The following is a 25,146-nucleotide window of genomic DNA, read 5'->3' as shown; positions in this document are numbered from 1 at the left end:
GGCGAATGCCACATAGATTGCTAAATTTCACTTAATTCGACACCTGGCTTTAAATACAAAGCGAGCGCTCATTTTGGGGGAGATGCAAATGACAGACATGAATGATTATGATGACGACGTTGAAGATTCAATCGTTGACGATGATGAAGCAAAAGCAGCTGAAAAAGGCGCAACAGAGAGTACAGAGGTCGTCAATGATAACGATCTTGCAGAAGCTGAAACTTTGACCGTGACTGCAAAGTTAAAGAAGCGTCAGGCACTTGAAGACGAAATTGCGGCTTTTCTCGCAAGTGGCGGCCGTATCGTTGAAGTACCGGCAGATGAGTCGGTAGCTAAAGAATAAGTCATTCCTTGACTTGGATTTATAAAAAAACACCACATCAGTTGTGGTGTTTTTTTGCAAAAATAAAAGTGATAGATAGCTAGAATATTAATCGTTGGCTGATGTCAGTTCTAAAGCACGTTGATAAGCCACTTTCTTTTTGATACCGGTTAAATCTGCTGCCAGTTGTGAAGCTGCTTTGACTGACAGATCCTGTAATAAGCGATTCAATAATTTATCCAGCTTTTCCTGATCCAGATCTTTTTCTTCGGTTGCTCCGCCAATCACCAGAACAATTTCACCTTTTTGCTGATTATGATCATTAGCAATGAATTCGACCAGTTCACCTAAAGTCATTTTCTTGATGGTTTCAAAAGTCTTGGTAATTTCACGCGCGAAGCCAACAGGACGGTCTGCTCCAAATATGCTCGCCATATCTTTAACGCATTCCAGAATCCGGTGCGGTGCTTCATAGAAAATTAAGGTCTGGGTTTCATCTTTGAGTTTTTCCAGATTCAGCAGGCGCTGACTTTGTCTGGATGGCAGAAAGCCTTCAAAACTGAAACGGTCACTCGGCAAGCCGACCGCACTTAAGGCCGCAATCGCAGCACAAGCACCGGGCACAGGAATAACACGGATATTATGCGCTTGAGCAGCCCGAACAAATTTAAAACCAGGATCGCTAATCAGGGGCGTGCCAGCATCACTGATCAGGGCCATATCTTCGCCATTGAGCAGACGCTGGATCAGCTGCTCCATTTTGTTGCTTTCATTATGTTCATGACATGCAGTCAAAGGTGTTTGAATATTAAAGTGTTTAAGCAACTGTGCCGAAGTTCGTGTATCCTCAGCAGCAATCAGACTCACCGACTTCAACACCTGAATTGCACGATAACTAATATCATCTAAGTGCCCGATTGGAGTCGCAACAACAAATAACTGAGCACTCATAGGTTTCTCCATGTGGAATAAATTGAATAATAAAAAATGGAAGATGAAAAATAAAATATTAGGCTTGTGTTTAGTCAGCTGCATCAGCAGCGTTCAAGCAGAAGTGTTGATCATTCTACCCGAATCCGGGCCTTTGGCGCGAGCTGCATCGAGTATCAAACAGGGTTTTCTCAGTGCCTATACCGCTTCAGGACACAAGATTCCGCTGAAATGGGTCAATGCCAATCAGAAAAATATCTCCCAGCTACTTAAACAGCATGTCAATAAAAAGACCAGAATGGTGGTGGGGCCATTGGCACGTAGCGACGTGGAACAACTGCTGAACAGCAAACCCAAAGTACGTACCCTCAGCCTGAATGAAGTGGCTGATGTCTCTCCCAATGTCTGGCAGTTCAGTCTATCCAAGAAAGATGATGCCGCTGCCTTAAAAGCACTTTTATTCAAAGACGGGATTCGGCAACTGCTGATTTTACGCCAGCCGGGCAGTGAAGCGGAGCATGAACTGTTGTTGATGTCCTTGCTGAGCCAGAGTGATCTGAAATTTAAAATCGTAGATAAACCACCACGATTTTTAATGCCCAAGCAGGGATTATTGTTTCTGGGCAATGCAGAATGGATGGCTGTCATGCCTGAATTAAATCGTTCACGGATGTATACCGTAGCCAATGCCATGAGCGAACAGCACAAGCTGCCACAAGGGATCAAGTTTTGTGATGTTCCAGTGCTTTACTTAGCGGATTGGCCGGATGTGCTGCAAGCTTATGCCAAGGAACCGGTTAATCTGTCTTATCAGCGCCTGATTGCTTTTGGCGGCGATGCCTGGCACATCACCCAGCAGTATTTATCTCAGCCGCGGCTGCAAACGATTGAATTTCAGGGCAGAACCGGCCGGATTCAGATCACTGAACACGGTGTCCAGCGTACTCCGCAATGTTTTCAGTACAGTGGCACAGGTGTAAAGCTGCTCTAACAGGGAAAGAGAATAATGCGACAGCAATTAGGTACATGGGCAGAACAGCAAGCCGCCCAACTGATGCAGCAGCAGGGATTTCAATTGCTTACAGCCAATTATCACAGCCGTTATGGTGAACTGGATCTGATTCTGGTACGTGAACAGGAGCTGATCTTTGTTGAAGTCAAAGCTCGTGCACACACCGGATATGCGCAAGCGATCGAGTCGGTGTCGAAAGCAAAACAGGGCAAGATGCTCAAGACGGCAATGTGCTTTATTCAGAAAAATCCACAATTTGCACACTATTACTATCGTTTTGACGTGATTTGTTTTGATTTTAAACAGCAATTTGCAAAAACCCTACAGCATGACTTTTCGCAATACCCTTATGATCTGGAATGGATTGAAAATGCTTTTACTTTTGATCAAGAGTTTATTAATCTGTGAATAAAATAAGGTCTAAAGATGCTTATATTTGCCTCAAGATCATTGTAAAGTTCAAGCAGAGTTGCCATGATCTGAGCTTAAAGACAGATTATTAGATTGAAAAAGACGTAATAAAATGAAGGAGTCTTGCTGAGTGGTTAAGCGTATTGCAATAACAATGCTGTGTGTCGCAAGTTTATCAGGTTGTGCCAGTTTTATTTCTAGCGGCACAGGTACGGCTCCTGTAGGAACTGAGAGTGGGGCGCGTACCTTGGGGCAGGTGTTTATTGATTCCTCGATTGTCCGTACTGCAAAAATTAATCTTTATAAACTAGATTCGCGCTTCAAACAGGCCCGGGTCAATATTGAAAGTTTTCATGGCAATGTCTTGCTGACCGGTCAGGTGCCCGATGCACATCTCAAGCAGCTGGCAGAAGACAATGTCAAATCCATGAGCGATGTCAAAGCGGTACATAATTTTATTACTGTAGGCAACCAGATCAGCTATAGCACCATCATGCAGGATACTGCGGTCACAGCTAATACCCGTGGCCTGATCATGAAAGCCACTGTGGTTGCGGACAGTAAAGTACATGTGCATACTGAAGATGGCGTGCTGTATGTGATGGGACGTTTGAACAGCGCAGAAATTGCTGACCTGAATCAGGTATTGCAGCAAGTGGGCAATGTCACCAAAATTGTGACCCTGATTGATAATGTTGAACAGTCTTCAAATCTGAGCAGTCAGAACTTTGCAGCACCTGCTTATGCACAGCCCGGTATCGAACAGACGCCGGTTGCGATAGATCCTGATACGGTTGAACCAACCGATGCTCCATAAGGTCGGTCATTTTAAAAACCAATTGTCGAATCAGATTCTGGAAGTCCAGCAACGCTATAAAGCATTTAGACTCTATGATTTTGGCAGTTATGCGTTGAATCGTTTAACGCCTAAACAGGGTTACACGATCGAAACTCAGCTGGCTTATGGTCTAAAATCACGGCAACGCTTTGATCTGTTCCGTAGCCAGCAGCCTTTGCCCCATCGCCCCCTGATTGTTTTTGTACATGGCGGCGCGTGGTTGCATGGGGATAAAAAGGATTATCAGTTCATTGGTGAGGCCTTTGCCAAAGAAGGCTATGATGTGGTGGTGATGAATTATCATCTGGCACCACAACATATTTTCCCAGCCTATATTCATGATCTGCATTTATTATTGAACCACTTGCAGCAGTCTGCCGGCCGGTTAGATATCTGTGCTGAAAACCTGGTTTTGATGGGACATTCGGCTGGGGCATTCAATGTCATGTCTGCACTGTATCATCCGCAATCTGCCAGCATTGACCACAGTCTAATCCGTGCGATTATTGGTCTGGCGGGGCCTTATCATTTTGATTATAAAAATGATCCGATTTGTGCTGATGCTTTTGATCAGACGGTGCCATATCAGCAGGTCATGCCTTATTATTTTGTTAAAAATAGCCCAACCCGACATTATCTGTTTATTGCCGAAAAGGACAACATCGTTGGCCATTTTAATAGTCAGGATCTAGATCGGGTATTGCGAGAAAAGGGCAATCATAGCCATTTGATTCATATTCCGAAACTTGGCCATATTACGATCGTGGGTTCGCTCTCCAGTTTGTTCAGTCGCTATTTCCAGACCAAAGCGCAGGTGCTTTGGGCACTCGAGGATGCATTTAGATCTCGAGACTGATAGCGGGATTTAACCCAGTAGTAAGGCATAAAAAATAATCCAAGAGATTATCTCCCTTGGATTCTTTTTTTATTGGTTCAGCCAAACTTGAGCTCAATAAGAGCTAGAGCCAGGTCTTGGTATCGTCTGCGACTGCCGTACCTTGAGTCACATGCATAATCATGGCATGGGCAATACTGCCCTTGAACGGAATTTCGGGCAGCTGATCGAATTTAAAGAATTGCGCATCGCTAATTTCTTCTTGCTGTAATTCGATTTCACCCGCGGCATATTCAGCCTTGAAGGCAATCATCAGATTGCTTGGAAACGGCCAGGGCTGGCTGGCCAGATACTGGATATTCTTGAGTTCTAAACCGACTTCTTCCAGCGTTTCACGACGTACTGCCTCTTCCAGCGTTTCGCCTACCTCAACAAAACCGGCAATCAGGCCATACATCTGGCTTTTGGTGTTGCGCGCGTTTTTGGCCAGCAAAATTTCGTCTTCGTTTTTGGTAATGACGGTAATGACACAAGGCTGAACCCGTGGATACTGACGATAGTTGCAGGATGGGCAGAGCATCGCATGTTCAAGCGGATGTGCTTCGGTGGCTGTACCGCAATGACTACAAAATTTGTGATTCCGGCGCCATTCTAAAAGCTGTACCGCACGGCTGGCCTGTTCGAATTGCTGGGTATTCCAGAACTGTAATAACTGGCGGATGGGTACCAGTTGCAAGCCTGCAGGAATCGGCTCATCGGGAAGCAGGTCACGGGCAATCACTTGATCACCCGTGTGGAGTAACAAATCACTTGCGAGGGCTTCAACCTGTGGAAGCTGAAAATGTTGATCGACCAGCAGTTGCTGCTGCTGAAAAATATAAGCAAGTGATAATTTGGACATTAGGCAACTATTTTGAGTTTTTCACTACTGTCCAATGCTACCTTAAACATAGCCTGTAAAACAGGCTGTTTGTCCTTTAAGTTATCAATCATCATGTCGGCACTCGCCAGAGTATCCAGAGCACGATGAATCTCTTCCGGCGTTAATGCCATTGATAGATCAATACGGTTCTTGATGAATGCTGCAGTGGTGGTGAATGCAGTACGAACATGTTCTGCATTCAGGAACAGCATCGCCCCGCCAATTTCACAGAATTGTACTGGCACAGGTTCGAGTGCAGCCAAGTCCTGATCTTGCAGATAGTTGCTCAGAATCTGGCTGGAAAGCTCGATCAGGGCCTTGGTTTCAGTGAGTAAAGCCGCATGTGCTTCATCCAGGCGGTCCAGAGAAATATTCATGTTGTTGACGCGCAGCTGCAAACGGCTCGAGGTGTGATGACGTTCCAGTACCCCAATCGAGTTCATGGCAGACAGGATCACATTCATCAACTGCTGGGCAAAACCCGGATCTTTCAGGATTTCAGTCTGGCTCAGTGAAGTAGCTTGACGGTTCAGGTCATGATAGGCTTCATTCAGGTTCAATACTTTGAAGATGTTGGCCAGATTATTGAGCTGTGCCTGCAATTCCTGAGTTTTTTCAGGACTCATGTTCTGATAGTTAAACTCGATGTCATTACGAATCTGCGCCATTTCTGTGGTCACCAGTTCGCTAATGGTATGCATGGTTTCAAAGTCTGGACCATACAGGTGGCGACTAAAGACCTGTAACTGCATATCGGTCAGCAGGTCTTCACCAATATTGAGCTGACTGCGGATATGTTGTGCAGTATCATCTTCCTGGCTAATACACAGACTCAGGACATTGGCCAGGTCTGCAAGTGAAGCCTTGAAGCTGTCCGGCGAGCCAAAATATTGTGCCATGTTGCGCTCGATACTCACCAGAGTGCGCAGACGTGGCTCATTAATCAGCAAGTGATCAATATTGCTGAATGCAACGAAAACCAGATTCCAGTACTGTTTGCTGGTGTGCGATTGAGCGAGCCCAGCCAGATAAGCCCCCACCAGTTTAATCGCCTGCAGATCCAGTTCACTTTCTTCCTGCTTAAGCAGCTTGTTCAGGGACAGCTTGTACAGGCGCTGAACATATTTGGATTTTTCCAGACCGGGTGCTTGTGGTAACTGAAAGTCAGGCGTGATCAGATCGAGCAGGGATTCAATATGCTGACCTTCACTGGTGAGCGGTTTACCCAGCGCAATTTCCAGACGGTTCAGGGTGTCGAGCAGGAACTGTGGAATTTTTACTTCACGCAGGCAGATAAATTCGATATAGCGTTTCAGCATGGTGGTGCCTTCACTCAGGGCAATGACGTCCTGCGTATTGACCTGTGCCGGGTTCCCCATAATCTTGCGCATCAGTTCTGCTGAATAATGAGCGACTTTTGCCAGGCTGGACATGTCGATGAGTGCCAGAACCTGGGCGCATTGTTCGAACTGATTTAATGCATCATCAATGCCAAAAGGTAAAGTCTGATCTTCTACCAAGGTGCTTACTGCTGATTCGACTAACTTGATCGAGTTATCAACCTCATTTTTTATTATCAGTAAGGCTGTTGGATCAAAATGTATAGAGGTTTGGTAAGACATGGATCTGCACCTTTCCTGAAGTATTATCTATATATGAGCTCCGCTTAAAGCTGCGGAACCTCTTTGTATTTACTATAACTGAAGAACTGTAGTTTTTAACCTAAAGCATGCTCGGAAATGTAGATTTTATTTCGAGAAAAGGCAAGCAGTTCCATGTTTTTCTTCGAATTGTTTGATCCATTTCTCATGTTCCTGCAATTCTTGTTCTGAGGGAAGAATCACCGGCAGTTCAATTTCAACTCTGGCCATGCCTGAACGGTTGTTCTGATCGTCAGAATGAGACAAAGCATCGATATCAAAAGACACCTGTCCACCGGTCATCGCCAGATAAACATCAGACAGGATTTCCGCATCGAGCAAGGCACCGTGGAAGGTACGGTCACGCTTTGGAATCTCGTAGCGGCGCACTAAGGCATCCAGCGAGTTTTTCTGCCCCGGATGCTTGGACTTGGCCATTGCCAGGGTATCGGTTACTTCACAAACTTCGGACAGGGCTTTAAAACCTGCCCGTTTGAATTCCATATCCAGGAAGTTCATATCGAAGCTGGCGTTATGCGCGATAATTTCGGCACCGTGCAAATAGTCAAACAATACTTGAGAGATTTCCTCAAATAACGGTTTGTCTTGCAGGAACTCATCGGTAATGCCGTGGACATTGACCGAGTCGCCGACCGGTGTTTTCGGATTGATATAGATATGAATCGAGCTGCCGGTCAGTTTGCGGTTGATCATTTCCAGCGCGCCAACTTCAATAATCCGGTCACCATCCTGATAATAAAAACCGGTGGTTTCGGTATCCAGAATCAATTGTCGCGGGCCATGCAATTGTAAGGTTGCGGGGGTAATCACAATCTGGGGATGTAATTGTGAGGTATTGGCAGCAGCTGCAGCTGCATCAGCATCTTGATGCGCTGGGTCACTGTGTTCACTCTCGGCAACTTCATCCAATACGATATTTTCTTCTTCCTGCATCGCGTCCAGCTCTTCTTCACTCTCGGCCAGATCCAGACCGAAAGGATCATCTAGCAGCCAGTCGGGTTCAGATTTTTTTTTATCTTCGGAAATTGAAGCGGTCTGTTTAGATTTTTTCAGGGTTTCATCGGCACCCTGATTGGCCAGCTGATCGGCCATTTCATTGCCCGGATGTCCAGAATGACCCTTGACCCAGTGCCATTCAATCTCGCGTCCCTGACAGACGGCATCCAGCTTTTGCCACAGGTCCGGATTTTTGACGTCTTTCCAGTTTTTCTTTTTCCAGCCGTGAATCCATTCGGTAATGCCTTGTTTGACATAGTTGGAATCGGTATAGATCACCAGCTTGTCCTGTTTGTCACAAAACAGAATGCCTTCGATGGCGGCGGTCAGTTCCATACGGTTATTGGTGGTATGGTCTTCGCCCCCGCAGATCTTGTGTTCTTGCTGTCCATGAATAATATATGCACCCCAACCGCCTAAACCCGGGTTGCCGCGACAAGCGCCATCAACATAAAGTGTGATAGTGTGTGACATAAATTGAAATCCGATCGAAATAGAACAAGCTGGAAGGCTTATTGTATAGCGCAAATGCAGTCGATCAATCTATATGTCCCGGATTTTTTAATTTCTTGTAACATTTAACGTGAAATCACGGTAAATTATTGCCTTGTGTCTTCGACCTGCTTCACTACAATGGCATATCTAAAAAATAAATTTATATACGAGTTGTTTGGATTTTTTTATGTATAAACCAACCGCAATCTTGTGGCAGCCGACATTACCTACATTTCTAAAATTTTCTGTACTGGGAACTGCACTTGCTTCCTTGGGACTGACGGGCTGTTCATCTACACAAAGTGCGACCCAAACAGCGAAAAGCAAGCAAGTTGGATCACAATATCTGGATGCCAGCAGTCTGGATGGACTGGAAGATTTACTCTCTGCAACCGATATGCGTGCAGTAGAAGGCGACCGTTTACTGGTTCTGAAGCATGGTGATGTCTGGAAACGCATGACTGTGGGTTTCAAGATGGATTTAAGTGTCTGGAATCCGCGGATTGATGCGCAGCGCGGCTGGTTTATTTCACGTCAGCCTTATCTGGATCGTTTAAGTGCGCGTGCCTCACGTTATTTATATTACACGGTAAAAGAAGCAGAACGCCGTGGTATGCCGACCGAGCTGGCGCTATTACCGATTATTGAAAGTTCCTATGACCCGGCAGCGACCAGTAGTGCGGCAGCGGCAGGTTTATGGCAGTTTATTCCAAGCACAGGCCGTATTTATGGTTTAAAGCAGACCCCTTTATACGACGGTCGTCGTGATGTGGTGGAATCGACTCGTGCAGCCTATGAGTTTTTAGGCAGTTTATATAACCAGTTTGGTTCTTGGGAGCTGGCGCTGGCGTCTTATAATGCTGGCCCGGGACGTATTCAGCAGGCGATTAACCGCAATAAGGCAGCAGGTCTGCCGACCGACTATTGGTCACTCAAATTGCCACAAGAAACCATGAGCTATGTGCCACGTTTCCTGGCAGTTGCACAAATTATTAAAACTCCAGGTCAGTATGGGGTGAGCCTGCCACCAATTGCCAACCGTCCGCATTTCCGTGAAGTGCCTGTAGGCGTGGCCAATTTAAATGAAATTGCAGCCATCACCGGTTTGAGCCGTGCGGAGCTGTATCAATTGAACCCGGGGCATCGTGGTGATCATATTGACCCTACCAGTCCGCGTCGTATTTTGATTCCTGCTGACCTCAGTCCTTCAGTTGATGAAAAGCTGAAAAAACTATCTGGTTCCGGCGGATTATCTGCGAGTAGTGCCAGCAATCTGCCGAAAAACACCACCCCAGTGGTGCCGACCAAAGCTGCGCCTCCCGTGTTAAATGCGAAAACGATTACACCGGCAAAACAGACTCCACCCGTTCTTGCCAGTACTCGGCCTGCAACGACTGCACCTGTGGTGACAACGGCAAATACAGTGGTACAGACCACGAAAAAGATTTCAACGCCTAGAGGCTCATCTGCCTTGGCCAGTTTTGCTGCCCAAAGTGATTTGCCGATTCCAAGTGCGCCACGTATTCCGGTCGCAGTGACACCGGCAGCGCCAGCGAAACAGATTCAGGTCGAACCACCGATTTCTGCAGCCGAGCGTCAGCAAGTTCAGCAGGTCGTCACCGCGCAGGAAAGTAACAAAACTGTGGATGAAGTTCTGCAGCCTGTTGCAACACCGGCAGAACAGGCTCAGGTAGTTGAAGAGCTGAAAGCATTGGCGCCGGCAGGCACAGAAATTGTCGATCCTTATGATGGTAAAATCAAGCTGACGGCTATTCAAACCAGCCTGTCTGTGGCTGAGCAGCAAGGCAAGGAACTTACCAAAGGCTTCTCTTATCCGAAAGAAGTTGCTGACAATACCACAGCGACTTCGGTCGAAGCCCAGTTGAACCAGGGTAAAAATTACGTCAAGACTGATTCTGAAGTGGTGGTGGTCGCGCCTAAGGGCAAGCGTAGTACCTATAAGGTTTTACCGGGGGATAATCTGGCGCTGATTGCAGCAAAAAATGGGGTGAACTGGCGTGATGTGGCGAAATGGAACCAGATCGATCCAAATTCTACGCTATATGTAGGCACCACGATTTATCTGTATGATGCCAAGCCGGTGCAGGAACAAACCAAAGCCAAAGAAAAGCCGGAATCTTATGTGGTTCAGGCCAATGATTCTCTGACCAGTGTGGCAAATCAGTTTGGTTTAAGTCTCAAACAGCTGGCTGACTTTAATGGTTTAAGTACCAACAGTGGTTTATTTGTCGGTCAGAAGCTGTCGCTGAAAGAAACGGCTGCATCTAAAGCCAAAGTAGAAGATGCTAAAAAAGCTGAAGCTGCCAAAGTTCAAACCAAATCCTATACCGTCAAGCGCGGTGAATATCTGAAACTGATTGCCGATCGTTATGGGCTGTCAAATGCTGAACTGGCGTCATTCACCTCAGGTTTAACTGCGGGTAGCAGTTTAATGGTGGGACAGAAAATCAATGTGCCACTTCAGGAAGTTGAAGCACTGACCGCATCGACCCAAAAGACTGAACAGACATTTGAAAATGTTAAAGTTGATCAGACAGCAACTGAAAATTATCAGGTCAAACGCGGTGAAACCCTGTATAGCATTGCCAGTCAAAGCAAGCTCAGTGTGTCTGAGCTGGCAGCTTTAAATGGTTTTGCAGCCAATAGTGGTTTACGTATAGGCCAGACCATCAAGATTCCAGCCGGCAGTCAGGTGCCTGAAACTTATATAGCTCAATCGGGCGATACCTTGACCGGCATTGCCGCAAAATACAATCTGTCGATGGATCAGGTGGCGAGCCTGAATGGTATTTCTCGTAATGCCGGCCTGCGCGTCGGTCAGCGTTTAAAGCTGACGGGTGAGGCAGCTGAACCCGTGCGTGAGTCTGTGGCGGAAACGGTGTCGAAACATGTGAAATCCGATTCGCATGTGGTGAAATCGGGTGAAACCTTAAGTTCTATTGCGCGTCAGTATCATCTTCAGGTCAAGTATCTGGCCGATTTAAATGGCCTGAATGCCAATGGCAACGTCCGTATTGGTCAGCGTTTAAAAATTGTGGGTGATGTTCCGACGGATAAAAAAGCAGAAGACGTGAAAGTGGCAGCTAAGCCTGTGTCTTCTAGAGCAACTGAATCTTATACCGTCAAGTCAGGCGAATCCCTGAATGCGATTGCCAGCCGTTTAGGAATTACGGTCACCGAACTGGCCGAGTTAAATAATCTCAGTCCACGTGCCGGATTGCGTGTCAGTCAAACCATCCAGATTCCAAAACTGGTGACTGATTATAAAGTCAAACGCGGCGATACCTTGATCGGTCTGGCCTCACGTTACGGCATGAATAGAAATCAACTGGCGGAAATGAATGATCTCAAACCGAATACACAACTACGTATTGGTGATGTGATTAAAGTGCCAAACTAATTCATTCATCGTGAGATTTTTTAGTTTATTTGTTTTAAGCATGGTTGTCCCGCTGGTAATGAATACCAGTTGGGCAGCCCTGATCACCACACCTTATATTGCGCTACATAGCCAACCGAAATATAGCCATCTGCAATCCTTACCTTATGCCAATTCGCAAGCCCCCAAAGGTGGTGCACTAATTTTGGCGGCTGATGGTAGCTTTGATAATTTAAATAGCATGAATGGCAAAGGCAATGTCACTGAAGGGATCAACTATATTTTTGACAGTTTGCTGTCTAAATCACTGGATGAGCCCGGGGTGTATTATCCCTTGCTGGCGGAAAAAGTCAGTTTTGACCCCAAGAAAACCGCCTTTATCATTTTCCATTTAAATCCGAAAGCGCGCTTTAGCAATGGTCAACCCTTAACTGCGGAAGATGTCAAATATAGCTTTGAGCTTTATCAGACCCAGTCCAATTTTGGCTTGCAAATGTATCTGGCAGATTTAAATAAGCTGGAAGTGCTGTCACCTTTAAAAATCAAAATGCATTTTAAATCTGGGCATAATCCGGAAATGGCCATGATTGTCGCGCAGATGCCCATTTATTCTAAACGGCAATGGCAAGGGCGTGATTTTAAAGACCTGACGCTGAAACCGATTCTGGGTTCAGGGCCCTATGTGATTGAACGCATAGATCCCGGCCGCAGTATTTCGTATCAGCGTAATCCTCAATACTGGGGCAAAAATCTATTGGTGAATCGCGGTCGTTATAATTTTGACCGGATCCAGTATCGTTATTATCGTAGTCCGGAAATCAAGTTCGAAGCCTTTAAATCGGGCCAATTTACTTTGCATGAGGAAAAACAGGTCAATCGCTGGATCAGGGATTATCAATTTCCTGCGGTTCGGCAAGGACAAGTCAAACGTTATCGTTTTCGGCATCAAAATCCGGTCCCGACCCAGAGTCTGGTCTTTAATACCCGGCGTCAGCCCTTTGCCGATATTCGCTTCCGTCAGGCCTTAAGTTTCGCTTACGATTTTGAATGGCTGAATAAAGCCATGTTCTATGGTGAATATCAACGTCTGAACAGCTTTTTTTCCAATAGCGAGCTGGCTTCTCGTGGACGGCCGAGTGCCCAAGAGCTGCAAATTTTAAAGCCTCATTTGCAGAAGCTTCATCCGGTTCAGCGTCAGGCTGTACTTCAGGACTGGCAATATCCTCAATCCGATGCCTCAGGGTTTAACCGGCAGAATTTATTAAAAGCCCGTCAATTGCTGTTAAAAGCCGGTTATCGTTATCAACAGGGGCAGTTGGTCAATGCTTCCGGTCAAGCGGTCAAGATTGAATTTTTGCTGCATCAGGTGGAACAGCAGCGTCATCTGATGCCTTATTTACGTCATTTAAAACGTTTGGGGGTTCAGGCGAATATTCGTATGGTCGAAACCGCGCAGTATTATGAACGGCTACGAAATTACCAGTTTGATATGATTGTCGACAGCATGCCACAGTCCTTGACACCGGGGCAGGAACAAAAACAGTTCTGGAGCAGTCAGGCTGCCAAGCAGGTCGGTAACTATAATTATGCCGGTATTCAGAATCCTGCTATTGATGCGGTGATTAAGCAAGTAATTCAGGCGCAGAACCGGGAGCAGGTGATTGACAGTACCCGAGCTTTAGACCGTTTGCTGCGGGCAGGTTATTATCATATTCCGACTTATGGTACGGGTGAATACTGGTATGCTTACTGGAACATGTATCAGCAGCCCAAGCTTAAACCTAAGCTCTCCGCGGGCATTGACTACTGGTGGGTCGATGCGGCAAAGGCTCAACGTGTGGCCAATTATTTCAAACAGCATTAAGCTCCAAGCCTATCAGGGAGTGCCATGAGCACTTATATACTCAAGCGTCTGTTGCTAATGATTCCAACCTTGCTGATCATTTTGCTGATTAACTTTATGGTGATCCAGCTGGCACCGGGTGGGCCGGTGGAACAAGCGATTTATCAGGCACAACAGGTCAATGGCTTGACACATACCGGATTACAGTATCAGGGGCAGCAAGGCCTCACCCCTGAGATGATCGAGCAGATCAATATTCAATATGGTTTTGATCAGCCTGCCCATATCCGCTTTTGGGACATGTTAAGGCGCTATGCCCAGTTTGATCTGGGCACTAGTTTTTTTAAAGACAAGGCTGTGACTGATCTGATCTGGGAAAAACTACCGGTATCGCTATCTTTAGGTCTGTGGAGTACCTTAATCATCTATCTGGTGTCTATCCCTTTAGGCATCGGCAAAGCCAGAAAACATGGCAGTGTTTTTGATCAGATCACCTCTTTAATGCTGGCTGTGGGCTATGCCATTCCAGCCTTTATTTTTGCGATTTTACTGATTGTATTTTTTGCCGGTGGCTCTTTTCTGCAATGGTTTCCCTTACAGGGACTCAGCTCTGAAAATTTTGCCGAACTCTCATTTTTTGGGAAAATTCAGGATTATTTTTGGCATATGGCATTGCCATTGTTGGCCATGGTGCTCGGCGGATTTGCCAGTTTGACTTATCTGGTGAATTTTTCCTTTGTGGAAGAGTTGAGTAAGCAATATGTTCTGGCTGCGCGGGCCAAAGGTTTAAATGAAAACGCAGTGCTGTATCGGCATGTGTTCCGAAATGCGATGTTAGTGTTGATCGCAGGTTTGCCAGAAGTATTAATTGGGGTGTTTTTCGTCGGCAACCTGTTTATTGAGATTATATTTAATCTCGATGGTTTAGGTGTTTTGGGTTTTGAGGCGATCATCCAGCGCGACTATCCGGTGATTTTCGGTACTCTGTTTATCTTTACTTTGCTTGGTCTGATATTGCGATTATTAAGCGATTTGCTGTATCAACTGATCGACCCACGGATTCATTTCAGTTCACGTCGGGGATCCTCCTAATGTCGTCCTTGATGCAATTAGGCTGGCAACGCTTTAAGCAGCACAAGCTAGGCTTTGGCTGTTTTATTGTGTTTGGCCTTATTTTTATCATGTCCTTGGGCGCAGAACTGATTGCCAATGATAAGCCCTTGCTGGTGAAATATGATCATGCAGTGTATTTGCCTATCTTAAAATCTTATCCGGAAACGGCGTTTGGCGGTGTATTTGAAACCGAAGCCGAGTATAAAGATCCTGCCGTTCAACAGTTAATTGCAGAAAAAGGCTGGGCGATCTGGCCAATTATTCCATTTTCATATCAAAGCCCGAATCTGGAACTGGCTGTTCCGGTGCCTTCGCCACCAAGTACACAAAACTGGCTCGGAACAGATGATCAGGGTCGTGATGTGCTGGCGCGGATTCTGTATGGCTTGAGGGTTTCACTCTTATTTGGTTTTGCACTGACTTTATTGTCGGCGGCGATTGGAGTTTTGCTGGGGGCTGTGCAGGGCTATTATGGCGGCTGGATCGACCTGATCGGGCAACGCCTGCTTGAAGTCTGGAGCAGTTTGCCGATGCTATTTATGGTCATGGTGCTGGTCAGTCTGTTTAGTCCCAATATTTACTGGCTATTTCTGATCATGCTGTTGTTTGGCTGGACCACTCTGGTGGGCATGGTACGGGCTGAATTTCTGCGTGCACGCAATCTGGAATACGTCTGGGCGGCACGAAGTATGGGTGCAGGAGATGGGCGAATCATGTTCAGGCATATATTGCCGAATGTCATCGGTTCAAGTCTGTCACAACTTCCCTTTATGCTGACTGCCAATATTACCGCACTGACGGCTCTGGATTTTTTAGGCTATGGGCTACCACCGGAAACAGCCTCTTTAGGAGAGCTGTTGCTGCAAGCCAAAAATAATTTAAATGCGCCGTGGCTGGCTTTATCAGGTTTTTTTAGTCTGGCCATTGTGCTGAGTTTGCTGATGTATATTGGCGAAGCAGTACGTGATGCTTTTGATCCAAGACAATAAATCACGGAACTTTTTAATCATCGTAAAAATAAGCAGATGAAAATTGTGTAAATTTGACAAGTTGAATTGTCAATTATCCTGACTTGCGTTATAAACGAGTACAAAATAAAAGTAATATCAGGACAGATCATGACCCAATTGGCCGATTCCATTCAAATTCGTCATACCAATTTCAAAAACCGTATTATTAAAGGCGCTATGAGTGAGGCGCTGGCCAATGATGCCGGCCAGCCCAATCAGGCACATTTCAAGTTGTATGAAGCCTGGGCCAAAGGTGGACTGGGCTGTGCCATTACCGGCAATTTCATGGTGGACTTTCGTGCCAAGAATGAGCCGGGCGTGGTGGTGGTAGAAACCGAGCGTGATCTGGAGCAGCTTAAAGTCTGGGCGGAAGTGGGCAAGCAGCAGGGTATGGTACAACTGGTGCAGTTGTCACATCCGGGTCGTCAGTGTCCCAAAGGCTTAAATAAAGAAACAGTTGCGCCGTCGGCCGTGCCTTTTAGTCCGGCATTGGCCGTCAGCTTCGGCACACCGCGTGCGCTGACTGAAACTGAAATTCTGGAGATTATCCAGCGCTTTGCCACTTCAGCGCAAATTTGTGAAAAGGCCGGTTTTGAAGGCGTCCAGTTGCATGGGGCACATGGTTATCTGATTAGCCAGTTTCTGTCACCGCTGACCAATAAGCGTCAGGATCAATGGGGTGGCAGTATTGAAAACCGTACCCGTTTTCTGCTGGAAACCTATCAGGCTGTCCGTGCTGCAAGCTCAGAAAATTTTATTATTTCAGTCAAACTGAATTCCGCTGACTTTCAGCGCGGTGGTATGAGTGAAGAAGATGTGATCTATGTCTTTAAGGCGATGGATGCAGCCGGGATTGATATCATTGAAGTATCCGGCGGTAGTTATGAAGCGCCTGCCATGGCTGGTGTAAAAGAAGACAAACGCAAAGCTTCAACCATTGCCCGTGAAGCCTATTTCCTCGATTTTGCCGAAAAGATCCGTCAGGAAGTCAATTGCCATATCATGGTGACTGGTGGCTTTAGAACCGTCGACGGCATGAATGCTGCACTCGACAGTGGTGCATGTGATTTTGTTGGCATCGCCCGACCTTTTGCGGTAGAGCCGGATCTGGGTGATCGTTTGATTGCAGGGCAAGATGTACGTTATGCGGTTGAGAAAATTAAAACCGGTATTCCGCTGGTTGACAAAATGGCGATTATGGAAATTATCTGGTATGCCGCGCAGTTTAAGGAAATTGCCAAAGGTAAACAGCCGAATCCAAAACTGTCACCGTTAAAAGTCTTTTTGAACTACCTTAAAGGCAATGTTAAAGCCGTAATTAAAGGGCAGTTGAATTCGCGTAAATCGGCTTAAATTTATCATCTAAGTATAAAAAACCGGGCAATTAGAATGCCCGGTTTTTTATTCATCACATAGTTAAGAATAATGCATCGCCTGGGTCTGGAAAGGAAATAATAACTGTCCCAGTTGACGGGTTGCCCATAAACCCACTTCAGTATGATGCATATGCGGTGAAGTATAGGGAATCAGCAAGTCAATTTTCTGTTCCGCACCTTCACAGCGCATAAAGCGATTTTTTAACTGATTTAAACGCTGTTGATCCATACGGCTTAAAGCAGGTTCAACTTTCGCCTGAGACGGCGCTGCGCTACGTGAAGACAGCCGAGTTGCTAAAGTTGCCCCCTGAATCCAGTCTTTAATGATCTGTTTTTCAGTCGCATTAAACACACCAAACATTTTACCTTCAGGATGATCAATCATTTTCCAGAAACGGCTCTGTTCAACAGGAGCATCTTTAATAATCCAGCCTTTCTCAATCAGCACGTTCAGGAACTTGAAAATTTGTACCGGATCTGATAACCAGTCATTGATAGTCTTGCCACTAAACTGACATTTCTGATTATGAATATATTGGCCAATCAGTGCCTTGTTCTGGAATACTTTTAAGGCCATGCGCTCAATATCCAGCTCTTTCACAATCTGGGAAGAACTTTTACCGATGTCATTGAGCAGATAGCCTTGCTTGATCAAATCAAGATAAGTCTCCGGATCTTCCGCATTCTCATAATGCTGGATAAAGGCTTGCAGGGATTTTTGTGCATGGCCATTGTGGGCATTATCAATCGTAATATGCACATTGAAATAATGGGGATCAATCCCGAGTTCAGCCAATTCGTAATTGGTAATGAGCAGATGCAGCGGCAACTGTTCATAGCCGAGATTAAAACCAATCACCAGAGGCAAGTATTTGGCCGGCGCATAAGCCAGTGCTAACTGTACCGCGGCCTGCTCATAATAACTGGCATCCAGTTGTTCGGCATAACTGTTCAGCTCATAGTGACTTAACAGGTGCTGATACATGGTGACATGATTGGCACGTGGATGTCCCAGACCCAGTTCTTCCAGATAGATATAGATCAAATCTTTCAGCTTGGGTTGATTGCAGTTATGTACGGTGGAATATAACCAAGAACCATCGACCAGTTTAACCGGTGCAACCTTGGACAGAAATTCGAAAGCATGTGAAACCGTTGGGAAATACTCCCGGGCCTGATGTTGTTTACGCCGTCCCAGATAAGCCTGAAACTTGGCACAAATTTGATGATGTTGTTCTAAAAGATGCTGTTCAACTTGTGCCGGTTGATCCAGCCATTCAAGTGTTTCTATATTCAGTTTTTTAATCAGATCACTCAAATAAGATTCAGCTTGTTCGGTTTTGGTATTCGTCGAGATTTCAGTATCTTGAAAAAAGTCGACCCAATCCTTAAAGCTTTTAAATTGATAATTATGATTATTATTTGGCGATAAAGGCAAACTTAACTCTGTGCTGACGAACATAATCTGATCCTTGCAGATATCTCTTCAGTTACCTTAACGTGCGACTTGACGTCTAGATGTTGAATTTTTGTTCTAATTTATTGGTGTATTGCTTTAAATGAAAATGAACGGATATTTATATGAATAGAAATGTTAAAAGAATGCAAATTGTAAAATATGAATTACATGGCAGCCTATGTAACGAAGAGCATATTTTAATGAGTGGTAAAAAATTATATTTAAATATTCAGAATGCAAAAAAGCCCAAGTCGCAATGCCCGGGCTTTTTTGTTGAGATGTTGCCATCTCGAATATGGCGTCCCTACGGGGATTCGAACCCCGGTTACCGCCGTGAAAGGGCGATGTCCTAGGCCTCTAGACGATAGGGACAGTACAGAAGATAAATTTTAAAACCTTTACTTTTAACTTGAAGTAATGGCGTCCCTACGGGGATTCGAACCCCGGTTACCGCCGTGAAAGGGCGATGTCCTAGGCCTCTAGACGATAGGGACTTAATAAAATGTACTTCTGAAAATTGGCGTCCCTACGGGGATTCGAACCCCGGTTACCGCCGTGAAAGGGCGATGTCCTAGGCCTCTAGACGATAGGGACGTTTCAGAGGTGGGCGTATAATAGGGTGAAAATAGGGGGGTGTCAAACGCATTTCTATAAAAATTTTTATTTTCTGGATTGAGTGCGTAAATTTAAAACAATATTGTTGAAATAATGGAAAATGATTTAAATTAAGCTGAATTTTTAAGCAATTCCAGCATGGCAGCTAACACTTGGGGATGCTGTAAATAGCCCGCAATATAATGTGGACGTTGTACAAAGGTACGAATTTCCTGATTGATAATGGCAGGCTGAAAATTAAATGAAGCTGCTGAGAGTGGAAATGCGGTGAGAAAATCATCATGTGAATAGAAATTTATCCAATCGCCTGAAATTGCAGCAGGTCTTATCATCGGTTGCGGAAGATGCGCCTGAATGACACGAAATTCCAGCGGTGATCCGAGGGTAATAAAACGCTGGATATTCAGTTCTGGATGTTGAAGCAAATAGTTATAGGCGATCACGCTACCCAGCGAATGTGCCACCAGAATCTGTGGTTTGCTGCTATGCAGTTGATGATGAATGCGCCGATGAACTTCCTGCATAAAAGTCGGATTGGCCAAATAAAGATAGGTTTCCAGCAGGAACTTATGCAAAAAACTGGCGTGTAAACTGGGGAAATAATTAATGAGTACCGCAAAATCCCGCAAGGCAATATCTTTGCTTAATGCTGTAATAAAATTCAGCTTTTGATCAAAGTTGAATGTCTTATCTGGATTTAACTGGGGCACATCACAAACTTGATATTTGCACTGATTGGTTGGTGGTACGGCTTGCCGCTGTGCCGGATGTAGAAAAGGGAAATGCGGCCATTGCTGCGGCATTAAGGTGCTGGCATTGAGTAGATTATGCAAATGATGTCGAGAGAGTAAATCACCATAAAAAGGGATACGGATATGCCGTTTTAAATAGCTAAAACGGGCTTGCTGTTGCGGGTTATTTCTGAGGCCTCTTTTGAGAAGATGCAGCCAATGTTGGCGTAATGAAGGCGCCGTATACTGTTGTTTGTTCATGCCGTGAATAAACACAATTTTCATCGACGCACCATTGAAGCTGCCCAATATACAATCAGTATAGACAAAAAAGAGCGACCGAAGTCGCTCTTTTAAAGCTGATGCTTAAGACTTGTTATGGTAGAACGTATAATAACTGGCATAGCAGGCTGCAATAAAAAGCAGACAGCCAAAGAAGCTGATGCGCATTGATGGATCAAAGACCATACTGACACAGGTAATAAAACAGAACACGAAGCCTAAAATCGGCACAATCGGAAACAATGGTGCTGCAAAGCCCAGTTCTTTGACCGTGCGACCCTGTTTATACCACTGCCGGCGGAAGTTGAACTGACTTAAACAAATACTCATCCAGACCACCACCATGGTAAACGCCGCAATGCCCAGTAGGTTGGTAAAGATGGTTTCTGGCGCAAACTGTTCAGACAGCAGGCCTGGCAATGCACCGAGCATGGTCACCATGACTGCAATATACGGTACACCGCGAGCATTGAGTCTTGAGAATACGGCAGGTAACTGTTTGCTGTAGGACAATGACCACATCATACGAGAAGCGGCAAATAAGCCCGAGTTGGCAGCAGAAAGTAACGCAGTGATAATCACAAAGCGGATGATGTCTTCAGCATAAGGAATACCGATGTGCTGGAATACTGTTACGAATGGACTGCTACTGACACCTTCAGCTGCCAAGCCAGCTTCCTGATGTGGGAGTAAGGCCGTCACCACGATAATCGTCCCCACAAAGAAAATTAATAAGCGGAAAATTGCAGTATTAATGGCTTTAGGGACATTTTTCGCAGGATCTTCAGTTTCACCCGCCGCAACACCAATCAGCTCTGTACCCGAAAAGGCAAAGTTCACGATCAGCATGGTCGCAAAAATTGGGAATAGACCTTCAGGGAACCAGCCCTGGGCCGTCAGGTTGGTAAATAGAGGCGCAGCTTCGTAGCCCTGATAGCCCAAAACACCAAAGATGGCCAGTAAGCCCAAAACAATAAAGGCAACAACAGTGACTACTTTCACCAGTGCCAACCAGAATTCGGATTCGGCAAACCATTTGGTCGAAATCATATTTAAGCTAAATACAAAGACACCAAAAATAATGGTCCATAACCACATGGAAATATCCGGGAACCATTCCTGCATCAGCAAGGCGGCTGCAGTAAATTCGGTTCCCAGAGTGACAGACCAGGTCAGCCAGTATAACCAAGTGATGGTATAGCCTGTACCCGGTCCAATATAACGTTTGGCATAAGCACCAAATGAACCAGATTCTGGCATATGAACAGCAAGTTCGCCCAGACAGAGCATAACCATGTAAGCGATAATGCCGCCCAGGAGATAAGCAATAATGGCACCTACAGGCCCCGTTTGTGCAATGACTTCACCCGACCCTAAAAATAGGCCTGTTCCGATTGCGCCACCAAGCGAAATCATGACCAGATGTCGAGTACTCATAGCGCGTTTTAAAGGCGCAGAATTGCCCTGATGCGTAGCATCATTCGGAGATGAGTGCATAGGAGTTGAAAAAAATCAGAAGAATGAAGCGAGTTATTGTAGTGAAAAACTACAAATCTGCAATGTATTAATAATAATTTTGAATAAGGCTTGATCGTATGCGATCAATAGATGGCGTCCCTACGGGGATTCGAACCCCGGTTACCGCCGTGAAAGGGCGATGTCCTAGGCCTCTAGACGATAGGGACGTTGCGAGGTGATGCGTATATTAAGGACTCAATTGGTTTTTGTCAAAAGGCTTTTATATAAAAAAGCGCTAAAAGTTCAAACATTAAACAGGAGTAATGCATTAATTTTATTGAGGGCTTAAATAAGTCGAATGATTGGGCTTATTTGCTCGTCATTTAGGCGGAAAATGAAACTCCCGCGGCTGGCAGGAGTTTAAAACAGCCAGATTTTAATGATCGGGTGTTTGGTATTCTGTCGAGTTATGCGCAGGAGCAGTCTGCTCGACAGGTGTTTCTACTTTCTCTTCACGGTTCACGATATAAAGATAAAGCAGTGAAGGAGCTAAAATCAGTAAAACCAGTAAGATCTTTTTTAACATGGCACATAGACAAAGTACGAAATTGCATTAATTATAGCCTAAGCAAATTAAAAAGAGCACCGGAGTGCTCTCTATAAAACTTAGAATTTGAAAGTGACATCGGCGATAAACTGGCGGCCGATTTCAGTCATAACTCTTGGTTTGCTTGCGATTGTTGATTTGGTGGTATACGTGTTGGTGCGGTTAGTTACATTGTTAATAGTTAAACCAAAGATTGCATGTAAATCTTTTGAAAGTTTCCAATCATAAGTTGTACGCATATCCCAGATAAATTTAGGTTTAATTTCAGAAGCAATATAAGTATCAAGAAGATTACCTTCATATTCTACTTTGTCATCTTTACTGGTCACTGTGATCATATCGTCGTAACTGTCTTTATAGCTAAAGAAGTTTGAAAGTTTTACTGGTGCGTGATCGAAAGCAATATCCCAATTTACACGGGCAGTCCATGGTTGGTTGAAGTTTTGTGCAGGACGCTCTGACCAATGCATAATTTTACCGTTATAGGACACGAGTTCATCTTGATCTGCGGTTATGAATTTGTCGGTATAATCGGTATAACTGCGGAATACATCGCTATAGTCAAAACCAAAAGCAATGAAATGCTGTGTACTAGCGAATTTCAAAGCTTCACGATTTTTTAATGTGAGTGTGTAGATGTCGGCTTCACCATGACCATCATTGCTATATTCATAAGAGAAGTTGAAACCATCTTTTGGGATATCGGTGTGGGTACGTGAAATTTCATCTTGGTATTTGCGATTCACCCACTTAAGACCTAAATCCCAAGAATGTAATTGGGTGTTGATACCCAAAACAGTTTCATCACTAAATGGTGTGTCTAGGTCAGAGCGACGCGTGGCATTTGCTGAGTTCGTTGCAGATGTGACCCAGTCCGCCTGCGGATTCTCACGTGAGAATTTATACATCAACTCACCAATACCATCGTTGAGTTCGGTGCCTAATGTTTGCTGACCATAGTAACGATTCCAGCCTGCTAAAAATTGCAGTTTGTCATTCGCAAAGGGCTTATAAGACACGGAACTACGTGGAGAAATATTGAAATTACCGCTTAAAGAGTCGTAGTCGGCACGGACACCTACTCGGGTCGATAATTGATCGTTCCATTGAATGTTGTCTTCAAGGAAAGCATTGAAGCGGTCTTGTTGAGCAGAGAATTGTCCAGCTTTATACAATGAACCTGCAGCGACATATTGTCCTGTCCAACCTTGAATCGTGGGTGTCGCATCGCATAAAGCATCATCAGCTAAACAGGTATTGTTAGCTAAATTTTTCATATTGACAGCTGAAACATTTGACATATACATCAGAGGCACGTTTCCAATCCACTTCTGCATGAGTGTATCCTGTACCCGCTGTAATCTTATGCTGAGTCGTACCAATTTTGAATGGATCAAAGGCTGCTTTTAAGTCGTAGTTGAGCGCAGTTTGATTTTGTTCTAGCTGACCAAAAAGCGTACCTTCAGATACGGTTTTTGAGTCGGTCCAATCTTTACTGCCTTCAGCATAATGCCAAATAAAACCATAGTTGTTTTCTGAGTTTCGGACATTATCAGCACTTTGGAAGTTGAGTTTATGCGTTAATGTTACAGATCCTATGTGGTGTTCTAACTCTAAAAACATTGTTGTCGTTTCTGTGTCAAGCGTACTGGCTGAGTTGCGACGGCTTTCAGCATAATTCAAGCTGTCAAGTAAAGCATAATCAAATCCAAATTTAGCTTTCACTGTCTCGCTTGGGTTATAGAAGAAGGTTGAACCAATGTTGGTATTACTGCGTTCTTGATCGATTTTTTTCGGGTCATCAAAACCACTCATTACAGGAATAATAGATTTACGTTTTGATGCATAACTATTAAACCCCCATTGCTCTGAAAGCTTGCCATAAATATTGGCACTTAAACCTTGTTTGGTATATTCCTTTTGATAGGCTTCAGTCGGCTCTTCAAAGAGCTCTTCTTCTAATGGGCTAACAGCATTAAAGCGAGCCCAGTCACTTTCTGTGTAATCATATGTGACAGTACCATGAATTTTTCTAATTTCAGTTTGTGGTGCACAGGTCTTTGCATTGACCACGCCACCGGTAAACTGACCATATTCAGCAGAAACATTGCTGTCGAGTACTTCCAAATCACACAGTAAGTCTGTATTGACAGCCATCGCTTGAGAGCCAGTGCTAAATGTATTGTAGTTACTTGGACCATCAGCAGGGTTAATTAATAGGTTATTGGATACGCCATTCACAATAAAATTATTTTGGAAGGTTTGAGCACCATTGATAGAAATTTCAGAGGGTTTAAGTTCACCTTGTGAGCCTGCTGCTAACTGTGATTGGCTAAACTGCACATTCGGATTCACCTTTAAAAAATCAGTTATATTCTTTGAGCTATTCGGCGTTTTTGCTAAATCTTCTTTGCTATAAACCGTTTTCCCAACTTCATTTCCTTGCTGAGCTTCGACAATAATCGTGTTGAACTTAAGTGTTGCCTCATTGGGGACAGATTCTTGATAACTGGATTCTTCTGCGAAACTAGAGGTTGATAAAGCTGCCAATATAGCAAGTGAAAGTGAAGAGTAGGCAAAACGCATGAGAAGGTTAAATCTTTGAAAGATAATGAAAGCGATTATCATTAACTTGATTGCTATAATCAATGGTAATGAGAATTATTTGCATTAATTGGGCTTTAAATGTGTAAGATTTAAGCAGCTTAAGTCGCTGAAAAATAAAAATATGAAAAGGGAGGAAAATATATGGCGTCCCTACGGGGATTCGAACCCCGGTTACCGCCGTGAAAGGGCGATGTCCTAGGCCTCTAGACGATAGGGACGTTTA

19 protein-coding genes, 5 tRNA genes and 2 pseudogenes are annotated in these 25,146 nt (G+C 44.8%); 10 read left to right on the top strand and 16 right to left on the bottom strand.

Annotation, left to right across the window (positions count from 1 at the left end; genetic code table 11):
* Nucleotides 1–88 precede the first annotated feature (88 nt).
* The gene (locus FTT73_RS06375; protein WP_005171865.1) at nucleotides 89–343 is read left to right on the top strand and encodes a hypothetical protein; all 255 of its coding nucleotides are present in this window, start codon (nucleotides 89–91) and stop codon (nucleotides 341–343) included.
* A gap of 87 nt (nucleotides 344–430) precedes the next feature.
* On the opposite strand, the gene rsmI is transcribed toward FTT73_RS06375, so the two are convergent.
* Nucleotides 431–1,273 (bottom strand): 16S rRNA (cytidine(1402)-2'-O)-methyltransferase, encoded by an 843-nt coding sequence (gene rsmI, locus FTT73_RS06370; protein WP_180191165.1) that lies wholly within the window; start codon nucleotides 1,271–1,273, stop codon nucleotides 431–433.
* A 10-nt stretch (nucleotides 1,274–1,283) separates the two neighbouring features.
* Between rsmI and FTT73_RS06365 the strand changes: the two genes are divergently transcribed.
* From FTT73_RS06365 to FTT73_RS06350, 4 genes are all read left to right on the top strand, one after another.
* Complete coding sequence (locus tag FTT73_RS06365; RefSeq protein WP_005096363.1) at nucleotides 1,284–2,243, top strand: penicillin-binding protein activator; 960 nt, start codon at nucleotides 1,284–1,286, stop codon at nucleotides 2,241–2,243.
* A 15-nt stretch (nucleotides 2,244–2,258) separates the two neighbouring features.
* Nucleotides 2,259–2,672, top strand: coding sequence for a YraN family protein (locus tag FTT73_RS06360; protein ID WP_005096365.1), 414 nt, complete (start codon nucleotides 2,259–2,261; stop codon nucleotides 2,670–2,672).
* Between the two features lie 133 nt (nucleotides 2,673–2,805).
* Nucleotides 2,806–3,492 carry a BON domain-containing protein gene (locus tag FTT73_RS06355; protein ID WP_005096366.1) on the top strand — a complete coding sequence of 229 codons (687 nt, stop codon included), beginning with the start codon at nucleotides 2,806–2,808 and terminating at the stop codon, nucleotides 3,490–3,492.
* Nucleotides 3,482–4,369 (top strand): alpha/beta hydrolase, encoded by an 888-nt coding sequence (locus FTT73_RS06350; protein ID WP_100328783.1) that lies wholly within the window; start codon nucleotides 3,482–3,484, stop codon nucleotides 4,367–4,369. Before FTT73_RS06355 ends, FTT73_RS06350 begins: the two co-directional genes overlap by 11 nt.
* A 103-nt stretch (nucleotides 4,370–4,472) precedes the next feature.
* On the opposite strand, the gene nudC is transcribed toward FTT73_RS06350, so the two are convergent.
* The 4 genes and pseudogenes from nudC to rnhA all read right to left on the bottom strand — a co-directional run.
* On the bottom strand, nucleotides 4,473–5,249 hold the full coding sequence (gene nudC, locus FTT73_RS06345; protein ID WP_100328782.1) for an NAD(+) diphosphatase: 777 nt from the start codon (nucleotides 5,247–5,249) through the stop codon (nucleotides 4,473–4,475).
* Nucleotides 5,249–6,892, bottom strand: coding sequence for a chemotaxis protein (locus tag FTT73_RS06340; protein WP_180077247.1), 1,644 nt, complete (start codon nucleotides 6,890–6,892; stop codon nucleotides 5,249–5,251). Before FTT73_RS06340 ends, nudC begins: the two co-directional genes overlap by 1 nt.
* Before the next feature lie 126 nt (nucleotides 6,893–7,018).
* Nucleotides 7,019–7,759 (bottom strand): annotated as a pseudogene (dnaQ, locus tag FTT73_RS16580) (DNA polymerase III subunit epsilon); the annotation flags it as partial.
* A gap of 114 nt (nucleotides 7,760–7,873) precedes the next feature.
* Nucleotides 7,874–8,401, bottom strand: a pseudogene (rnhA, locus tag FTT73_RS16575) (ribonuclease HI); the annotation flags it as partial.
* A 208-nt stretch (nucleotides 8,402–8,609) separates the two neighbouring features.
* Here rnhA and FTT73_RS06330 point away from each other — a divergent pair.
* From FTT73_RS06330 to FTT73_RS06310, 5 genes are all read left to right on the top strand, one after another.
* Complete coding sequence (locus FTT73_RS06330; RefSeq protein WP_180191164.1) at nucleotides 8,610–11,843, top strand: LysM peptidoglycan-binding domain-containing protein; 3,234 nt, start codon at nucleotides 8,610–8,612, stop codon at nucleotides 11,841–11,843.
* 40 nt (nucleotides 11,844–11,883) lie between these two features.
* On the top strand, nucleotides 11,884–13,686 hold the full coding sequence (locus tag FTT73_RS06325; protein ID WP_180191163.1) for an extracellular solute-binding protein: 1,803 nt from the start codon (nucleotides 11,884–11,886) through the stop codon (nucleotides 13,684–13,686).
* Nucleotides 13,687–13,710: 24 nt separating this feature from the next.
* Nucleotides 13,711–14,757, top strand: a complete 1,047-nt coding sequence (locus tag FTT73_RS06320; protein WP_180191162.1) for an ABC transporter permease subunit — start codon at nucleotides 13,711–13,713, stop codon at nucleotides 14,755–14,757.
* On the top strand, nucleotides 14,757–15,767 hold the full coding sequence (locus tag FTT73_RS06315; protein WP_180191161.1) for an ABC transporter permease: 1,011 nt from the start codon (nucleotides 14,757–14,759) through the stop codon (nucleotides 15,765–15,767). The genes FTT73_RS06320 and FTT73_RS06315 overlap by 1 nt, the downstream gene beginning before the upstream one ends.
* Before the next feature lie 129 nt (nucleotides 15,768–15,896).
* On the top strand, nucleotides 15,897–17,141 hold the full coding sequence (locus FTT73_RS06310) for an NADH:flavin oxidoreductase/NADH oxidase family protein (RefSeq protein ID WP_180191160.1): 1,245 nt from the start codon (nucleotides 15,897–15,899) through the stop codon (nucleotides 17,139–17,141).
* A 63-nt stretch (nucleotides 17,142–17,204) separates the two neighbouring features.
* On the opposite strand, the gene FTT73_RS06305 is transcribed toward FTT73_RS06310, so the two are convergent.
* The 11 genes from FTT73_RS06305 to FTT73_RS06260 all read right to left on the bottom strand — a co-directional run bounded on the left by FTT73_RS06305 (nucleotide 17,205) and on the right by FTT73_RS06260 (nucleotide 25,141).
* Nucleotides 17,205–18,626, bottom strand: a complete 1,422-nt coding sequence (locus FTT73_RS06305) for an iron-containing redox enzyme family protein (RefSeq protein ID WP_180083219.1) — start codon at nucleotides 18,624–18,626, stop codon at nucleotides 17,205–17,207.
* Between the two features lie 293 nt (nucleotides 18,627–18,919).
* Nucleotides 18,920–18,995: transfer RNA gene (locus FTT73_RS06300), tRNA-Glu, on the bottom strand.
* 46 nt (nucleotides 18,996–19,041) lie between these two features.
* Nucleotides 19,042–19,117, bottom strand: a tRNA-Glu gene (locus FTT73_RS06295).
* Nucleotides 19,118–19,141: 24 nt separating this feature from the next.
* Nucleotides 19,142–19,217, bottom strand: a tRNA-Glu gene (locus FTT73_RS06290).
* A 131-nt stretch (nucleotides 19,218–19,348) separates the two neighbouring features.
* Nucleotides 19,349–20,254, bottom strand: a complete 906-nt coding sequence (locus FTT73_RS06285) for an alpha/beta fold hydrolase (RefSeq protein ID WP_100355246.1) — start codon at nucleotides 20,252–20,254, stop codon at nucleotides 19,349–19,351.
* Between the two features lie 81 nt (nucleotides 20,255–20,335).
* Complete coding sequence (locus FTT73_RS06280; protein ID WP_005096383.1) at nucleotides 20,336–21,748, bottom strand: amino acid permease; 1,413 nt, start codon at nucleotides 21,746–21,748, stop codon at nucleotides 20,336–20,338.
* 112 nt (nucleotides 21,749–21,860) lie between these two features.
* Nucleotides 21,861–21,936 (bottom strand) — tRNA-Glu (locus tag FTT73_RS06275).
* A 209-nt stretch (nucleotides 21,937–22,145) separates the two neighbouring features.
* Nucleotides 22,146–22,295, bottom strand: a complete 150-nt coding sequence (locus FTT73_RS06270; RefSeq protein ID WP_167381251.1) for a hypothetical protein — start codon at nucleotides 22,293–22,295, stop codon at nucleotides 22,146–22,148.
* Nucleotides 22,296–22,375: 80 nt separating this feature from the next.
* Entirely contained in the window at nucleotides 22,376–23,593 is a 1,218-nt protein-coding gene (locus FTT73_RS16335; RefSeq protein ID WP_257232859.1) for a TonB-dependent receptor domain-containing protein, read from the bottom strand.
* Complete coding sequence (locus FTT73_RS16330; RefSeq protein WP_257232858.1) at nucleotides 23,577–24,902, bottom strand: TonB-dependent receptor plug domain-containing protein; 1,326 nt, start codon at nucleotides 24,900–24,902, stop codon at nucleotides 23,577–23,579. Before FTT73_RS16330 ends, FTT73_RS16335 begins: the two co-directional genes overlap by 17 nt.
* Before the next feature lie 163 nt (nucleotides 24,903–25,065).
* Nucleotides 25,066–25,141, bottom strand: a tRNA-Glu gene (locus FTT73_RS06260).
* Nucleotides 25,142–25,146: the final 5 nt, after the last annotated feature.

This window comes from Acinetobacter sp. YH01006, from assembly GCF_013420445.1.
Taxonomy (GTDB): Bacteria; Pseudomonadota; Gammaproteobacteria; order Pseudomonadales; family Moraxellaceae; genus Acinetobacter; species Acinetobacter pseudolwoffii.
Note: the sequence above shows the minus strand (reverse complement) of the source record. Positions and strands in the feature narration are given on the sequence as shown.

Coding starts and splice junctions, on each gene's coding strand:
- FTT73_RS06375 (WP_005171865.1), top strand. CDS start 89: ATGACAGACATGAATGATTATGATGACGACGTTGAAGATTCAATCGTT.
- rsmI (WP_180191165.1), bottom strand. CDS start 1,273: ATGAGTGCTCAGTTATTTGTTGTTGCGACTCCAATCGGGCACTTAGAT.
- FTT73_RS06365 (WP_005096363.1), top strand. CDS start 1,284: ATGTGGAATAAATTGAATAATAAAAAATGGAAGATGAAAAATAAAATA.
- FTT73_RS06360 (WP_005096365.1), top strand. CDS start 2,259: ATGCGACAGCAATTAGGTACATGGGCAGAACAGCAAGCCGCCCAACTG.
- FTT73_RS06350 (WP_100328783.1), top strand. CDS start 3,482: ATGCTCCATAAGGTCGGTCATTTTAAAAACCAATTGTCGAATCAGATT.
- nudC (WP_100328782.1), bottom strand. CDS start 5,249: ATGTCCAAATTATCACTTGCTTATATTTTTCAGCAGCAGCAACTGCTG.
- FTT73_RS06340 (WP_180077247.1), bottom strand. CDS start 6,892: ATGTCTTACCAAACCTCTATACATTTTGATCCAACAGCCTTACTGATA.
- FTT73_RS06330 (WP_180191164.1), top strand. CDS start 8,610: ATGTATAAACCAACCGCAATCTTGTGGCAGCCGACATTACCTACATTT.
- FTT73_RS06325 (WP_180191163.1), top strand. CDS start 11,884: ATGGTTGTCCCGCTGGTAATGAATACCAGTTGGGCAGCCCTGATCACC.
- FTT73_RS06320 (WP_180191162.1), top strand. CDS start 13,711: ATGAGCACTTATATACTCAAGCGTCTGTTGCTAATGATTCCAACCTTG.
- FTT73_RS06315 (WP_180191161.1), top strand. CDS start 14,757: ATGTCGTCCTTGATGCAATTAGGCTGGCAACGCTTTAAGCAGCACAAG.
- FTT73_RS06310 (WP_180191160.1), top strand. CDS start 15,897: ATGACCCAATTGGCCGATTCCATTCAAATTCGTCATACCAATTTCAAA.
- FTT73_RS06305 (WP_180083219.1), bottom strand. CDS start 18,626: ATGTTCGTCAGCACAGAGTTAAGTTTGCCTTTATCGCCAAATAATAAT.
- FTT73_RS06285 (WP_100355246.1), bottom strand. CDS start 20,254: ATGAAAATTGTGTTTATTCACGGCATGAACAAACAACAGTATACGGCG.
- FTT73_RS06280 (WP_005096383.1), bottom strand. CDS start 21,748: ATGCACTCATCTCCGAATGATGCTACGCATCAGGGCAATTCTGCGCCT.
- FTT73_RS06270 (WP_167381251.1), bottom strand. CDS start 22,295: ATGTTAAAAAAGATCTTACTGGTTTTACTGATTTTAGCTCCTTCACTG.
- FTT73_RS16335 (WP_257232859.1), bottom strand. CDS start 23,593: ATGAAAAATTTAGCTAACAATACCTGTTTAGCTGATGATGCTTTATGC.
- FTT73_RS16330 (WP_257232858.1), bottom strand. CDS start 24,902: ATGCGTTTTGCCTACTCTTCACTTTCACTTGCTATATTGGCAGCTTTA.